Here is a 13,874-nt window from a genome sequence, read left to right as displayed (position 1 = left end):
AGCGAACTGGAAACGAAGCTGTGACGCATCGCAAGACCCATCTGTGGATCAGCCTGGTGGCCGGGGTCCTGGCCTGGGGCGCCTATTTCATCCATTTCGTGCAGTCGGTGCGGGCGGGCGATCTGGACGGCCTGGTTTTCTGGTTCATTGGCGCGCTGGCGGTGGTGCTGGTAGCCGAGACGGTGGTGGCGGGGGCGGTGGCCTGGCTGTTGCGCAAACGGGCGCGGACGCTGGACGAGGGACCGACGCTGAACGCGGCGCTGAAGGCCGGGCACGTGGCTCTGATGGTGCTGGTCGGCATGCTGTTGCTGGCGGCGGGGGTCATGGCCTTCGCGGCCGGGCTGGGCGTCGATCTGGGCCTGGCCGGGCCGAGGGGGCAGGTGATGCTGGCCAACGGCCTGTTGGCCATGGTGGTGATCGCCGAACTGACGCGGGCGGGTCTGACATTGGCCCTGATGCCGAGAGCCTGACCCATAACCGTGCATCCCGGCGAAAGCCGGGACCCAGTGAGAGCCACGCAACCGGGCGCTGGATCAGGGCTGGCGGATCATGGACTCTGTTGCATCACCCAAAGAACGGGGTCCCGGCTTTCGCCGGGATGAGCGGATGAGTATGCAGAGTGCATATTTTGAGGAGCCGAACCATGACCGACAGCTACGCCAACCTGCTGATCGAACGACACGCCGACGGCTATGCGGTGGTGACGCTGAACCGGCCCGAGGCGCTGAACGCCCTGAACTCGGCGCTGTTCAAGGACCTGGCGGACTTCCTGGACGCAGTCGAACATGACGACAGCGTGCGCTGCCTGATCCTGACCGGTTCGGGCGACAAGGCCTTCGCCGCGGGCGCCGACATCAAGGAGATGGCGGACCAGACCTATGCCCAGATGTACGCCGGAAACTTCTTCGCCCTGGGCCACGACCGGATCACGCGCTTCAGAAAGCCGATCATCGCGGCGGTCAACGGCTTCGCCCTGGGCGGCGGCTGCGAACTGGCCATGCTGTGCGACTTCATCATCGCGTCGGAGAAGGCCAAGTTCGGCCAGCCCGAGATCAACCTGGGCGTGGCGCCCGGCATCGGCGGCTCGCAGCGGCTGACGCGGCTGGTGGGCAAGTCCAAGGCCATGGACATGGTGCTGACCGCCCGGATGATGGACGCGGCCGAGGCCGAGCGCTCGGGCCTGGCCAGCCGCGTCTTTCCGCACGAGGCGCTGATGGGCGAGGCGCGCAAGATCGCCGCCCGCATCGCAGCGCAAAGCCCGCTGGCGGTCATGGCCAATAAGGAGATGGTCAACGCCGCGCTGGAGACCACCCTGACCCAGGGCGTCCAGTTCGAGCGCCGCCTGTTCCACTCGCTGTTCGCCTTCGAGGACCAGAAGGAGGGGATGGCGGCGTTCGTCGAGAAGCGGAAGCCGGAGTTCAAAGGGAAGTAGGGCTTAGGGCTTAGGGCTTAGGAGGAGGGCGATCGACCTAGGACCTAAGCCCTACTCACTAAGCCCTCTCACGCCCTTGATCCGCACGCCCTGTTCGGCTATAGCCGCGCGCTCTTGAGATTTCCGCGCCGTGGACGGTGTTCCGCGGCGCTTTCCGTTCGAAGGTTTGACGATGGCCAACAACCCCGGCGCCCGTAAGGCGATCCGCAAGATCGAAGCCCGGACCCAGGTGAACAAGGCGCGCCGCACGCGCGTCCGCACCTTCCTGCGCAAGTTCCAGGAAGCCGTTTCGGCCGGCGACGCCGCCGCCGCCAAGGGCGCCTTCATCGAGGCCCAGTCCGAGCTGATGCGCGCCGTCTCCAAGGGCGTGGTTCACAAGAACACCGGCTCGCGCAAGGTGTCGCGCCTGGCCGCCCAACTGAAGAAGATGGCCGCCGCCTGATCAGGCCGCGACCGGACGAAGCTTTATCGCTTCGTCGCGTGAATACGTAGTGATTTCAACGGCGAGGGCGCATCCGCTCCCTCGCCGTTCGCACATCCGCCGCTAAGCGAATTCGACGAATTCCGCACTCGCCTTTGTGGCGAAAGCGCCATTTTCCCATGCCGTGGGGGGCTTTAACGGAGTCAACAAATTTAACTTCGAATCGCGTCGAGAATCTGCGTTGACCGCTCTCTCGCCGGGCGTAAGTTGAGCCTCCTAACGCCCTTCCATCCTCCTACGGATGAAGACGGCGCGGAATGATTTTTCGCGTCGCGGGGGATTGTCTGATCGAGAGTGCGGCCCCTCCGGCGAAACCTGTTTCGCCGGACAGGAGAAGTCGTCCCCGACGGAACGGTCCTCGAAAGGCGTCGGGTTCGGTTGAGTGAATTCTGCGCTGGAGGGCGGGTGACCATGACGGGGGCGGCGACGGCTATGGCCGGCATGACGGATCCTGACCGCATCTGGAGCGAGGCCGCGCTGCGGCTGCGCGCCGAGATCGGCGAAGGCCCGTTCAGCTCCTATATCGCCCCCTCGGCCGTGCGCGTGGACGGCGCCGGTCAACTGGTCCTGGTGACTCCGACCGCCTATGCCCGCGACTGGGTGCGCAAGAACGCCCTGCGCCGCATGAACGAGCTGTGGCTGGGCCTGGACGGGCTGAACCGTCGGCTGGACGTGCGCTGCCGCGCCGAGGTCGGCTCGGTCCCGCCGGCGTCGGCCGTGACCGCCTCGGTTCCGGTTTCGAGCGCCCAGATGACAGCGGTGGCGCCGGTCACCGACGGTGCCCGCGCCGTGCGCGCGGCGGGCCTTCAGGAACGCCTGACCTTCGACAGCTTCGTGGAAGGCGAGGGCAACGCCTTCGCCCTGGCCATCGCCCGCCAGACGGCCAGTTGGGCCGACGGCCATTTCAATCCGATCTTCTTCTGCGGACCCTATGGCTACGGCAAGACGCACCTCTTGAACGCCATCGCCTGGGAGGCCCAGCGCCTGCGGCCGGACGCCAAGGTCATCTATCTGACCGCCGAACGCTTCCTGTCGACCTTCGTCAAGGCGATGCAGGACCGCTCGACCGCCGCCTTCAAGGAAAGCCTGCGCGGCGCCGACATGCTGTTGCTGGACGACGTCCAGTTCGTGGGCGGCAAGGCGAGCACCCAGGAAGAACTGCTGTCGACGCTGACGGCCCTGATCGAGGACGGCAAGCGCATCGTCCTGTCGGGCGACCGGCCGCCGATGGCCATGACCGAGATCGAGCCGCGTCTGCGCAGCCACCTGGCCGCGGGCCTGACCTGCCCGGTCGAGCCGGGCGGACGGGACCTCAAACTGGCTGTGGCCCGCAACCGGCTGGCCGCCCTGGCCCGTCTGGGCGTCGTGGTCGGCGAAGCGCGGCCCGAGGTGCTGGAGCGCGTGGTCGACCGCACGCCCGGCTCGATGCGCGAACTGGAGGGCGCGGTGAACACCCTGGCCGCCGCCGCTGGACGCCGCCTGTCGGAGCTGACGGTGGACGAGGCCCAGGCCCTGCTGGGCGCCGCCCTGCGCGGCGGGCCGGAGCGCCGCATCACCGTCGACGAGATCCAGAAGACGGTGGCCGAACATTTCGCCCTGAAACAGGCTGATCTGCTGAGCGAACGCCGCACCCGCTCGGTCGCCCGTCCGCGCCAGGTCGCCATGTATCTGTGCAAACAGCACACGACCCGCTCCTATCCCGACATCGGCCGCCGCTTTGGCGGACGGGACCACACCACGGTCCTGCACGGCGTGCGCAAGATCGAGGAGTTGCTGGGTTCGGACGAACAGATCGCGCGCGATGTCGAGGCGCTGACGCGCAAGCTGCGCGGCTGACGGCGGCCCGGGCCGCTACCCAACATCGAACGGATTTCCTAGGGTCGTCGAGGGGACCTTGAAATGCGATTGCTGTTTCGCCGCATGATGAAGCGCCTGCGGAAGCAGGAATGGGTAGCGATAGGCATCGATTTCCTGATCGTGGTCATCGGCGTCTTCATTGCGATGCAGGTGTCCAACTGGAATGCACAAGGTGCGGAGCGCAGGCATGCGCGCGAGCTGACGCAGGCTCTGCGCGTCGAGTTCACCGATATCGAGCGGGAGTTGGAAACCTCTCTTGGCAACATCACCCGCTATCAGGCCGCGTCGCGCAGCCTAGTGACGGCGTTGCGGAACGACACGGTTCCGTCCGACAGCGATCAGGTGAAGACCTGGATACTGAACTCGATCAACCTCGGGCGGCAGTCGCCCAGATCGGCGGTCTATCTGCAGATGGTGTCCGATGGCGATCTGCAGTTGATCGACGACCCGAAGCTGACCGCCGCCCTCGTCAGGTTCGACCAGCGGATCGAGCGGAACGCCTTTGTTTACGCCGGCACCTTGTCGATCATGTTCTCGGATGATTCCTTGTTCGACGCCGCTGAATTCAATGACACCGGCGCGTTGCGTGGGGCGGGGCGCACCGTTCTTTCCTATGACCGGGAACGTCTGAAGGCCGCCGAATCCCGCATAGAGGCGGCCTCGCTGGCGCAGTCCTCGCTGCGCACCTCCGTCGCGGAACAACTGGCGGACGCCCGCGCCATTCTGGTGTTGTTGAAGAAGCCTGCGGCCTGACCCGTTGCCCCGCGCCGCCAATCCGCTAGTGTCTACGGCCCATAGGAAAACGGGCGACGACGAGTCGCGCCCCAGGGCTTGAGACGAGTTTCATGCAACTGACGATCGAACGATCTGCTCTCCTTCGGGCCTTGGGTCATGTGCAGAGCGTGGTCGAACGCCGCAACACCATTCCGATCCTGTCCAATGTGCTGCTCAGCGCGGGCCGCGACAAGCTGGCCTTCGCCGCCACCGACCTGGACATGGAGATGGTCGACGAGGCTGAGGCCCAGGTGAACGTCGAGGGCCAGATCACCGCCCCGGCCCACACCCTGTACGAGATCGTGCGCAAACTGCCCGATGGGGCCGAGGTCAGCCTCAGCTACAATGGCGACGATCCGCGCCTGGTGGTCTCGGCGGGTCGGTCGAAATTCAACCTGCCGGTCCTGCCGGCGGGCGACTTCCCGGTCATGTCGGCCGACGCCTCGGGCGCGCGCTTCAGCATGGCCAAGGAGGATCTGGCCCGCCTGATCGACAAGACCCGGTTCGCCGTCTCGACCGAAGAGACGCGCTACTATCTGAACGGCCTTTATCTGCACACGGTGGCCGAGGCGGGCGTGCCCCTGCTGCGCGCCGTGGCGACGGACGGTCACCGCCTGGCCCTGGCCGAGACCCCGGCGCCGGAAGGCGCGGCGGGCGGTCCCGGCGTCATCGTGCCGCGCAAGACCGTGGATCAGGTGCGCCGCCTGCTGGACGACGGTTCGGGCGCGGTCGAGGTGCAGGTCTCGGCTCAGAAGATCCGTTTCGAATTCGGCGAGGCCAGCCTGACCTCCAAGGTCATCGATGGCGCCTTCCCCGACTATCTGCGGGTCATCCCCAAGGGCAACGACAAACAGGCCGACATCGAAAACGCCGTCTTCGCCTCGGCCGTCGACCGGGTGGCCACCATCTCGGCCGAGAAGAGCCGCAGCGTGAAGCTGGCCTTCGACAACGACCGGGTGAAGCTGACCGTCCGCAACATGGAGGCCGGCCAGGCCGAGGAAGAGGTCGAGATCGGCTATTCCGAAGAACCGTTCGAGATCGGCTTCAACGCCCGCTATCTGCTGGACGTGGCTGGCCAGATCACCGGCGAGACGGCCCACTTCAAATTCGCCGACCCGGCCAGCCCGACCCTGGTGCTCGATCCGGGCGACCCGGGCGTGCAGTATGTGCTGATGCCGCTGAGGGTGTGAGTTGATCCAAAGGAGAACGATCCATACGGGTTTTTCTTCTTTGGCTCGCCATTCTAGCAGTCAGTTTCGTGCCCTCCGCTCTTGATGCGCATCGCAATCAAGGCGCTCGAAGCGTCTGGACAAGCGTCTTCATGTGGACCCTCATTCTGGGGGCAATCACCATCTTGGCCCAATGCGCTGGCGTTGGAGGATCGGACTGCGACTACGGTCGGACGGGTGCGCGCTGTTTCTAATAGTGGTGGGCTAAACAATTTTCCGCTCATCCCGGCGAAAGCCGGGACCCAGTGCTTTTATTTGGCAGGGAGGCTGGCGTGGCGTTCTACACTTACATAGATGCCAGTCGGCGGAACGGGACACTCTACACCGGCTCGACCGACGATCTCGGCAAGCGGGTCGGCGAGCATAGGGACAAGCTGCGGCCGGGCTTCACGGCAAAGTATGGCGTCGCCATTCTGGTCTGGTTCGAAGTCCACGAGACACGCGAGGCTGCATTCCGGCGCGAGCGCCAGATCAAGGAATGGAAACGAAACTGGAAACTCGAGATGATCGAGCGTGGCAACCCGGGCTGGGATGATCTGTTTCCGAGCCTGTTCGCCTGACAGGCATCGTGGGAAAGGACTGGGTCCCGGCTTTCGCCGGGATGAGCGGATTATAGTTTGACCCAGCCTACTTCCCTCACCCTCACCGACTTTCGCTCCTACGCCGGGGCCTCCCTGGCCCTGAGCGGGCAGCCGCTGGTGCTGTTCGGGGTGAACGGGGCGGGCAAGACCAATGTGCTGGAGGGCTTGAGCCTGTTCACGCCGGGCAAGGGCTTGCGCGGGGCGACGGCGGCGGAGATCGGGCGGCGCGAGCCGGGCGAGGCCGTCGGCCGGGCCTGGGCCGTGGCGCTGACGCTTCAGACGGCGGACGGCGAGGCGAAGCTGGGCACCGGGGTGCAGGCGGCGGGCGCGGCGCGGCGGGTGGTGCGGATCGACGGGGAGACGGCCCAGCCGGGGCGGCTCTTGGACTTCCTGCGGCCGGTCTGGGCGACGCCCGAGCAGGACCGGCTGTTCTCGGACGCGCGGGCGGCGCGGCTGCGGTTCTTCGACCGGCTGGTGTTCGCGGCCAACCCGGATCATGCGGCGACGGTGGCGGTCTATGAAAAGGCGCTGCGCGAACGGCTGCGGCTCCTGACCGAGGGCGCCGAGGGGCGGGCCGCTGATCCCCTGTGGCTGGACGCTCTGGAGCAGAGATTGGCCGAGGCCGGGGCGCGGGCGGCGATCGCCCGGGCGAGCGCTCTGACGGCGCTGCAGACGGCCATCGACGCCCGGGCCGACCGGCCGTTTCCGCAGGCCGATCTGGGGCTGGACGGCGAGGCCGAACGGCTGGCGGGCGAGGGCGCGCAGGAGGCGGATTTGATCGGCCTGATCGGCGAGGGGCTGGCGCGCAGCCGGGGCCGGGACGCGGCGGCCGGGCGGTCGCTGTACGGCCCGCACCGCAGCGATCTGACGGCCCTGCACCGCGAGAAGAACCGGCCCGCCGCCGAGGGGTCGTCGGGCGAGCAGAAGGCCCTGGCCCTGAACCTGATCCTGGCCCAGGCGACGCGGCTGAAGGGCGCAGAGGCGCTTGGGGACGCGGCGCCCGTCCTGCTGCTTGACGAGGCCCCGGCGCACCTGGATGCGGGGCGGCGCGCGGCCCTGTTCGACGAGATCGCGGCCCTGGGCCTGCCCGCCGTCATGACCGGCACGGAACGCCCCCTGTTCGAGACGCTGGAGGGACGCGCGCAGTTCGTGCAGGTGGCGGGCGGGGCGCTGCAAGAGGCCTGATCCTTGCCATTTTTTGCCATGAAGCGCATCCTCATGTCATGGCCACGATGAACATCTCCCTGCCGGACGACCTCAAGGAATTCATCGATCAGCAGGTCGCCGAGAACAGTTTCATGACCAGCAGCGAGTATATCCGCTCGCTGGTGCGCAAGGAGCATGCGGTCGCCAAGCTGCGCGCGATGGTCCTTGAAGGGATGAGTTCAGGGCCAACCATTCCGATGGATGAGACCTATTTCGAGAGTAAGCGAGAGCGTCTCCGGCAGGCGGTCAAGAAGGCGGGATGACGGCCAAGCCCTTTTCCATCCGGCCTAAGGCTGATGCGGAGTTCGACGAGGCGCTGGATCATTATCTGCTGGAAGCGGGAACGACGGTCGCCCAGCGGTTCCTCAACGCGGTCGAGGACGCCCATGCCTTGATCGCGGATGCGCCCGGCGCTGGCGCGCCAGAGCTTGGTCGGCAGATGGCGATAGACGGGTTGCGCGTCTGGAAGATCACGGGATTTCCGTATCTGGTTCTCTACCTGGAGGATGACGCCGGGGTCGAGATCGTGCGCTTCCTGCACGCGCATCGAGACGTGCCGAACGCCCTGCTGGCCGACACGGAATAAGCCCCCTTTCGGCTCGCAATTTGAGCCGGAATTTCCTATATTTCGGGGCGACCGGCGCGGGCAGCTCCAGCGTCGATTCGTGCGGCCGCCGCGCCGCCCCTGGCCGTCCCCGACGCGGGACTTTTGACCGACGCTTTCATGACCGACCACACCGCCGCCTCGCCCGAATACGGCGCCGATTCCATCAAGGTTCTCAAGGGCCTGGACGCCGTGCGCAAACGGCCGGGGATGTATATCGGCGACACCGACGACGGCTCGGGCCTGCACCACATGGTCTATGAGGTGGTGGACAACGCCATCGACGAGGCCTTGGCCGGTCACGCCGATCTGGTTGAGGTGATCCTGAACGCCGACGGCTCGGTCACGGTGACCGACAACGGGCGCGGCATCCCGACCGACATCCACGAAGGCGAGGGCGTCTCGGCGGCCGAGGTCATCATGACCCAGCTTCACGCGGGCGGTAAGTTCGATCAGAATTCCTACAAGGTCTCGGGCGGTCTGCACGGCGTGGGCGTGTCGGTGGTCAACGCCCTGTCCGACTGGCTGCAACTCAAGATTTTCCGTGACGGCAAGCAGCATGAAATGCGCTTCGAGCGGGGCGACACGGCCAAGTCCCTGGAAGTCACCGGCGTGGCCCCGATCCGCGAGACGGGTGAGAAGGCGGGACAACCTCTGACCGGCACCCAGGTCACCTTCTTCCCGTCGCTGACCACCTTCAGCCACATCGATTTCGATCTGAAGACGCTGGAACACCGCCTGCGCGAACTGGCTTTCCTGAACTCGGGCGTGGTGATCCGCCTGGCCGACAATCGCGGGGCCGAGCCGTTCGAGGAGATCCTGCACTATGAGGGCGGGGTCGAGGCCTTCGTGCGCCACCTGGACAAGTCCAAGACGCCGATCCTGAAGGACGTCATCGTCATCCGCGGCAAGAAAGACGGCATAGAGCTGGACCTGGCCCTGTGGTGGAACGACGGCTATCACGAGACCATGCTGTGCTTCACCAACAACATCCCGCAGCGGGATGGGGGCACGCACCTGTCGGCCTTCCGGGCGGCCCTGACGCGGGTCATGGGCGGCTATATCGACGCCGCCGGGGCGGCCAAGAAGGAGAAGGTCTCGGTCACCGGCGAGGATGCGCGCGAGGGCCTGACCTGCGTCTTGTCGGTCAAGGTGCCGGACCCGAAATTCAGCTCTCAGACCAAGGACAAGCTGGTCTCGTCCGAGGTGCGTCCGGCGGTTGAGGGCCTGTGTCAGGAAGGCTTGGCCCAGTGGTTCGAGGAGCATCCGGTCGAGGCCAAGCATATCGTCTCCAAGATCGTCGAGGCCGCCGCCGCCCGCGAGGCCGCGCGCAAGGCCCGCGAACTGACCCGGCGCAAGTCGGCGCTGGAGATCAGCTCCCTGCCCGGCAAGCTGGCCGACTGTCAGGAACGCGACCCGGCCAAGTCCGAACTGTTTATCGTCGAGGGCGACTCGGCCGGCGGCTCGGCCAAACAGGCGCGCAACCGCGAGAACCAGGCGGTGCTGCCTCTGCGCGGCAAGATCCTGAACGTCGAGCGGGCGCGGTTTGACCGCATGCTGTCGTCGGACCTGATCGGGACGCTGATCCTGGCCCTGGGCACGGGCATCGGCCGCGACGACTTCGACGCGGACAAGCTGCGCTATCACAAGATCATCCTGATGGCCGACGCCGACGTCGACGGCGCCCACATCCGCACCCTGCTGTTGACCTTCTTCTATCGGCAGATGCCCGAGCTGATCGAACGCGGCCACGTCTTCATCGCCCAGCCGCCGCTGTACAAGGTGATGAAGGGCAAGCAGCATCGCTATCTGAAGGATCAGGCGGACATGGACGCCTATCTGATCGAGGAGGGCATCAGCGAGGCCGAGCTGGACCTGCCGTCGGGCGAGCGTCGCACCGGCATGGATCTGCAAGCCCTGGTGCGCGAGGCCAAGGCTTTCAAGGCCGGGGTCGACCGGCTGAGCCAGCGCGCCCCGGCCTTCGCCATCGAGCAGGCGGCCCTGGCCGGTCTGTTCGGCGACGTGGCGGGCGATACGGCGGCCGCGGCGGCCCGACTGAACCTCTATGCCGAGGAAGGCGACGGCCCGTGGGGCGGCGTTTCGGCCTCGCAAGGCTCGGTCGAGTTCGAGCGGTCACGTCGCGCGGTGACCGAGCGCATCGTGCTGGAGGAGACCCTGATCCGGTCACTGGACGCGCGCCGCCTGGCCGAACGGGCCGCCGCCTTCGAGGGCGTGTTCGATCAGCCCGCCGTGTTCCGGCGCAAGGACAAGTCGACCACCGTGCGCGGTCCCATCGACCTGCTGAACGCCGTGCTGGATGCAGGCAAGAAGGGCCTGACCATCCAGCGCTACAAGGGCCTGGGCGAGATGAACCCCGAGCAGTTGTGGGAGACGACGCTGGACGTCAACGCCCGCACCCTGTTGCAGGTCAAGGTGGACCACGCCGACGACGCCGACGATCTGTTCGCCAAGCTGATGGGCGATGTGGTCGAACCGCGCCGCGAGTTCATCCAGGCGAATGCGCTGGACGCGGCGGTCGACGCCTAGGTCTTAGCGCCGACTGTCCAGATAGGCCGCGATCGACGGATAGGTCGGCGGTTCGGCGCGATTGCCGTCGCAGGCCACGTCCTTGATCGATTCGATCATCGAATTGCGCGGGACGGACTCATAATCGGCCGCCGTGTCGTCGAAGGCGTCGATCTCGGCGCCGTCGTCGCCGTATTCGACCGAGCGGGTGATCTTGAAGCGGCCCGCCGGACAATCGAAGGCGTAGGTCTCGATCCTATAGGCGCGGGCCGACTTGGCCACCGGCGCGCGGGCCACCAGTATGGTGGTGTCGGAACCGACCGAGGCGACGGAATCGCCGTCGGCCATGTAGATGTATTGCGAACTGCGCGAGATCGGGTTCCAGTCTTCGGCGACGGCGGGCGCGGCGACGGCGGCGACGAGACCCGCGACGGCCAGGATGCGGATGACGGTTTTCATGGAATGCCTTCCCGGATTTTCGACCATGAAGATTTCCGCGATGTCACACAAACCGAATGGAGATTTCAACCACGGCGCCGACTCTTGGCCCATTTCGGTGTTCAGGGTCTGGACCATGCGACCGTTGCTGCTGATCCTGCTGGCCTTTTTCGTCGCCGCGCCCGCCCAGGCGCAGGTCCAGGCCCAGGCGCCGTTTCGCTCGGATCGGATACTGGTCGAGACGCGTGGACATGGGCCGGACGTGGTGCTGATCCCCGGCCTGGCCTCGACCGCGGCCGTCTGGCGGCGCACGGCGGATCGGCTGGACGACCGCTATCGGGTGCATCTGGTCACGGTGCGCGGCTTTGGGCCGACCGATCCGGGCGCCAATGCGAGCGGCGCTGTCAGCGGCCCGGTGGCGGCCGAGATCCGTCGCTACATCACCCAGGCGGGGCTGCGGCGTCCGGCCCTGATCGGCCATTCGCTGGGCGGCCAGATCGCCTTGCGGGTTGCGGCCGCGGACGGGCGGCGGATCGGCCGGGTGATGGTGGTGGACGCCGCGCCCTTCTTTCCGTCTCTGATCAGCGACGGCGCCCGGTCGCAGGACGTGGAGCCGATCGCCCAGATCGCCTATTCGGCCCTGCTGCTGCTGGGCGACGACGCTCTGAAGAACCGGGGCGCGGCCTTGGGGGCCGATCTGGGCGGGGCGTCGGACGCCCTGTTCGGGACGCTGGGCTGGCAGGGCGGCGACCGCCGCGTGCTGGCCCAGGGTCTGTATGAGGTGATGACGGCGGACCTGCGTGCGCGCCTGCGCGACATCGTGGCTCCCGTGACGGTGGTCTATGGCTGGAGCGCCGACGGAGCCAATCCGCGCGCGAGAGTCGACGCCCTGTTCCGGGCTGGATACCGGGGCTTGCGCGCGCCCGCCCGTTTTGAGCGGATCGAGGGCGCCGAACACATGGTGATGGTGGACCAGCCGATGCGGTTTCAGGCGGCGGTGGATCGGTTTCTGGAGTAGGCGGAATCCCTTCTCCCCTTGGGGGAAAAGGTGTCATGCGGAGCATGACGGATGAGGGGTAAGCCTGATCCGTCCTCGCCGTCAGCCATTCCGTCTGTTTGAAACAACCCCCTCATCTGAGCCGCGCTGCGGCCCACCTTCTCCCCCGAGGGGAGAAGGAGTTCAGGCGGCTTTCAAAACCCCCAGCACCGCCTTGCCATACCGTTCCAGCTTGCCCGCGCCGACGCCCGAAATGCGGGCCAGGGCGTCCAGGGTCCTGGGCGGATTGGCGGCGATCTCCAGCAAGGTGCGGTCCTGGAAGATGACATAGGGCGGCACATGCTGTTCGGCCGCGCGCTCGCGGCGCCAGGCGCGCAGCATGTCGAAGCGGGCACGGGTCTCGCCGTCCAGGGCCTCGGCGGCCAGGTTGCGCCCGGCGTTGCGACGCGGGCGTTCCGGTCGGGCGCGTTCGGCCGCGCGGCGCACGGCGATGGGGCGTTCGCCGCGATAGACGGCGCGGACCCCGGCGGGGTCGCCCAGCATCAGCAGGGGCTTGCCCTCGTTCGGATCTTCGACCAGGAGGCCCTCGAACATCAGATGGTCGATGATCGCGCGCCAGGCGTTCAGCGACAGGTCCGCGCCGATGCCCCAGGTCGACAGCGCCGTCTCCCAGGGTTGGACGTCCTTGGTGCGGCCGGTCAGGTGGTCAATGACGCGCCCGCGGCCATAGCGTTCGCCCAGCCTTTGCACCGCCGCCAGCGCCTTCTGGGCGGGCACGGTGGCGTCATCCAGCGCGGGCGGGTCGCCGCAGATGTCGCAGACGCCGCAGGGTTCGGCGCCGGTCTCGCCGAAGTAGCGACGCACGGCCTGGGGGCGGCACATGGCGCCGTCCAACATGGCGAAGAGCTGGCGGACCTTCTTCACCTGGACCGCCTTGACCGCCTCGTCCATCGGCCGGCCTTCGAGGCGGCGCAGGCTCCAGGCGATGTCGGAGGGACCGTACAGGGTAATCCCCTCGGCCGGGTCGCCGTCGCGGCCCGCGCGACCGATCTCTTGCCAATAGGCCTCCAGCGAGCCGGGCGGATCGGCGTGGATGACGAAGCGGACGTCGGGCTTGTCGACCCCCATGCCAAAGGCAATGGTCGCCACCATGACGGCGGCGTCTTCCGACAGGAACCGCTCCAGCCGCCGGTCGCGCTCACCGCCGTCGAGACCGGCGTGATAGGCGATGGCGTTGATCCCGGCGTCGCGCAGGGACTGGGCCACCCGCTCGCAGCCGTCGCGGCTGCCGCAATAGACCACGCCCGGCTTGCCCTTTCGCTCGCGCACCAGATCGACCACGGCGGCGTCGGTGCGGGCGCGCGAGGCGCTCTCCTTGGGGATGGCCGAGAGCTGCAGGTTCGGGCGGGCGAAACTGTCGACGAAGACGCGCGCGTCGGGCAGGCGCAGCGAGGCCAGGATGTCGTCGCGGGTGCGCTCGTCGGCGGTGGCGGTGACCGCCATGCGGGGAACGCCGGGAAACAGTTCGGCCAGGCGGCCCAGGGTGCGGTAGTCGGGACGGAAGTCGTGCCCCCACTGAGACACGCAGTGGGCCTCGTCGATGGCGATCAGCGACAGCGGCAGGTCTTGCAGCCGGTCCTGGGTGTGCGGCTGGGCCAGGCCCTCGGGCGAGACGTACAGCAGGTCCAGTTCGCCCGCGCGGGCGGCGCGCCAGACGGCGGCGCGGTCGTCCATCGACAGGCCGGAATC

The 13,874-nt window shown here is 67.2% G+C and carries 14 protein-coding genes; 12 read left to right on the top strand and 2 right to left on the bottom strand.

What is annotated here, in order from left to right:
• Positions 1–20: 20 nt before the first annotated feature.
• From V7D63_RS09225 to gyrB, 11 genes are all read left to right on the top strand, one after another.
• Positions 21–470: a hypothetical protein gene (locus V7D63_RS09225; protein WP_333591979.1), complete on the top strand. Its 450-nt coding sequence runs from the start codon at positions 21–23 to the stop codon at positions 468–470.
• A 173-nt stretch (positions 471–643) separates the two neighbouring features.
• Positions 644–1,432, top strand: a complete 789-nt coding sequence (locus V7D63_RS09220; protein ID WP_333591978.1) for an enoyl-CoA hydratase-related protein — start codon at positions 644–646, stop codon at positions 1,430–1,432.
• A gap of 172 nt (positions 1,433–1,604) precedes the next feature.
• A complete protein-coding gene (gene rpsT, locus V7D63_RS09215) occupies positions 1,605–1,874 on the top strand; it encodes a 30S ribosomal protein S20 (protein ID WP_333591977.1) in 270 nt (89 codons plus the stop codon).
• 471 nt (positions 1,875–2,345) lie between these two features.
• Positions 2,346–3,749 (top strand): chromosomal replication initiator protein DnaA, encoded by a 1,404-nt coding sequence (gene dnaA, locus V7D63_RS09210; protein ID WP_333591976.1) that lies wholly within the window; start codon positions 2,346–2,348, stop codon positions 3,747–3,749.
• Positions 3,750–3,812: 63 nt separating this feature from the next.
• The gene (locus V7D63_RS09205; protein WP_333591975.1) at positions 3,813–4,523 is read left to right on the top strand and encodes a hypothetical protein; all 711 of its coding nucleotides are present in this window, start codon (positions 3,813–3,815) and stop codon (positions 4,521–4,523) included.
• Between the two features lie 92 nt (positions 4,524–4,615).
• On the top strand, positions 4,616–5,734 hold the full coding sequence (dnaN, locus tag V7D63_RS09200; RefSeq protein WP_333591974.1) for a DNA polymerase III subunit beta: 1,119 nt from the start codon (positions 4,616–4,618) through the stop codon (positions 5,732–5,734).
• A 311-nt stretch (positions 5,735–6,045) separates the two neighbouring features.
• On the top strand, positions 6,046–6,333 hold the full coding sequence (locus tag V7D63_RS09195; RefSeq protein WP_333591973.1) for a GIY-YIG nuclease family protein: 288 nt from the start codon (positions 6,046–6,048) through the stop codon (positions 6,331–6,333).
• A 57-nt stretch (positions 6,334–6,390) separates the two neighbouring features.
• Positions 6,391–7,539 carry a DNA replication/repair protein RecF gene (recF, locus tag V7D63_RS09190; protein ID WP_333591972.1) on the top strand — a complete coding sequence of 383 codons (1,149 nt, stop codon included), beginning with the start codon at positions 6,391–6,393 and terminating at the stop codon, positions 7,537–7,539.
• 38 nt (positions 7,540–7,577) lie between these two features.
• Entirely contained in the window at positions 7,578–7,823 is a 246-nt protein-coding gene (locus V7D63_RS09185; RefSeq protein ID WP_333591971.1) for a type II toxin-antitoxin system ParD family antitoxin, read from the top strand.
• Positions 7,820–8,146, top strand: a complete 327-nt coding sequence (locus V7D63_RS09180) for a type II toxin-antitoxin system RelE/ParE family toxin (protein ID WP_333591970.1) — start codon at positions 7,820–7,822, stop codon at positions 8,144–8,146. Before V7D63_RS09185 ends, V7D63_RS09180 begins: the two co-directional genes overlap by 4 nt.
• A gap of 138 nt (positions 8,147–8,284) precedes the next feature.
• Entirely contained in the window at positions 8,285–10,711 is a 2,427-nt protein-coding gene (gyrB, locus tag V7D63_RS09175; protein WP_333591969.1) for a DNA topoisomerase (ATP-hydrolyzing) subunit B, read from the top strand.
• A gap of 3 nt (positions 10,712–10,714) precedes the next feature.
• Here gyrB and V7D63_RS09170 read toward each other — a convergent pair whose 3' ends face one another.
• Complete coding sequence (locus tag V7D63_RS09170) at positions 10,715–11,149, bottom strand: surface-adhesin E family protein (RefSeq protein WP_333591968.1); 435 nt, start codon at positions 11,147–11,149, stop codon at positions 10,715–10,717.
• A 115-nt stretch (positions 11,150–11,264) separates the two neighbouring features.
• Here V7D63_RS09170 and V7D63_RS09165 point away from each other — a divergent pair, with 115 nt between their 5' ends.
• Positions 11,265–12,146 carry an alpha/beta fold hydrolase gene (locus V7D63_RS09165; RefSeq protein ID WP_333591967.1) on the top strand — a complete coding sequence of 294 codons (882 nt, stop codon included), beginning with the start codon at positions 11,265–11,267 and terminating at the stop codon, positions 12,144–12,146.
• A 162-nt stretch (positions 12,147–12,308) separates the two neighbouring features.
• On the opposite strand, the gene V7D63_RS09160 is transcribed toward V7D63_RS09165, so the two are convergent.
• Positions 12,309–13,874: RecQ family ATP-dependent DNA helicase (locus V7D63_RS09160; RefSeq protein ID WP_333591966.1), on the bottom strand; the 1,566-nt coding region annotated here is incomplete at its 5' end.

The sequence above is a fragment of the Brevundimonas sp. genome (genome assembly GCF_036732845.1).
Taxonomy (GTDB): domain Bacteria; phylum Pseudomonadota; class Alphaproteobacteria; order Caulobacterales; family Caulobacteraceae; genus Brevundimonas.
Note: the sequence above shows the minus strand (reverse complement) of the source record. Positions and strands in the feature narration are given on the sequence as shown.

Bases quoted from the DNA above. Each gene is read 5' to 3' on its own strand.
- V7D63_RS09220 (WP_333591978.1), top strand. From the start codon at position 644: ATGACCGACAGCTACGCCAACCTGCTGATCGAACGACACGCCGACGGC.
- rpsT (WP_333591977.1), top strand. From the start codon at position 1,605: ATGGCCAACAACCCCGGCGCCCGTAAGGCGATCCGCAAGATCGAAGCC.
- dnaA (WP_333591976.1), top strand. From the start codon at position 2,346: ATGGCCGGCATGACGGATCCTGACCGCATCTGGAGCGAGGCCGCGCTG.
- V7D63_RS09205 (WP_333591975.1), top strand. From the start codon at position 3,813: ATGCGATTGCTGTTTCGCCGCATGATGAAGCGCCTGCGGAAGCAGGAA.
- dnaN (WP_333591974.1), top strand. From the start codon at position 4,616: ATGCAACTGACGATCGAACGATCTGCTCTCCTTCGGGCCTTGGGTCAT.
- V7D63_RS09185 (WP_333591971.1), top strand. From the start codon at position 7,578: ATGGCCACGATGAACATCTCCCTGCCGGACGACCTCAAGGAATTCATC.
- V7D63_RS09180 (WP_333591970.1), top strand. From the start codon at position 7,820: ATGACGGCCAAGCCCTTTTCCATCCGGCCTAAGGCTGATGCGGAGTTC.
- gyrB (WP_333591969.1), top strand. From the start codon at position 8,285: ATGACCGACCACACCGCCGCCTCGCCCGAATACGGCGCCGATTCCATC.
- V7D63_RS09170 (WP_333591968.1), bottom strand. From the start codon at position 11,149: ATGAAAACCGTCATCCGCATCCTGGCCGTCGCGGGTCTCGTCGCCGCC.
- V7D63_RS09165 (WP_333591967.1), top strand. From the start codon at position 11,265: ATGCGACCGTTGCTGCTGATCCTGCTGGCCTTTTTCGTCGCCGCGCCC.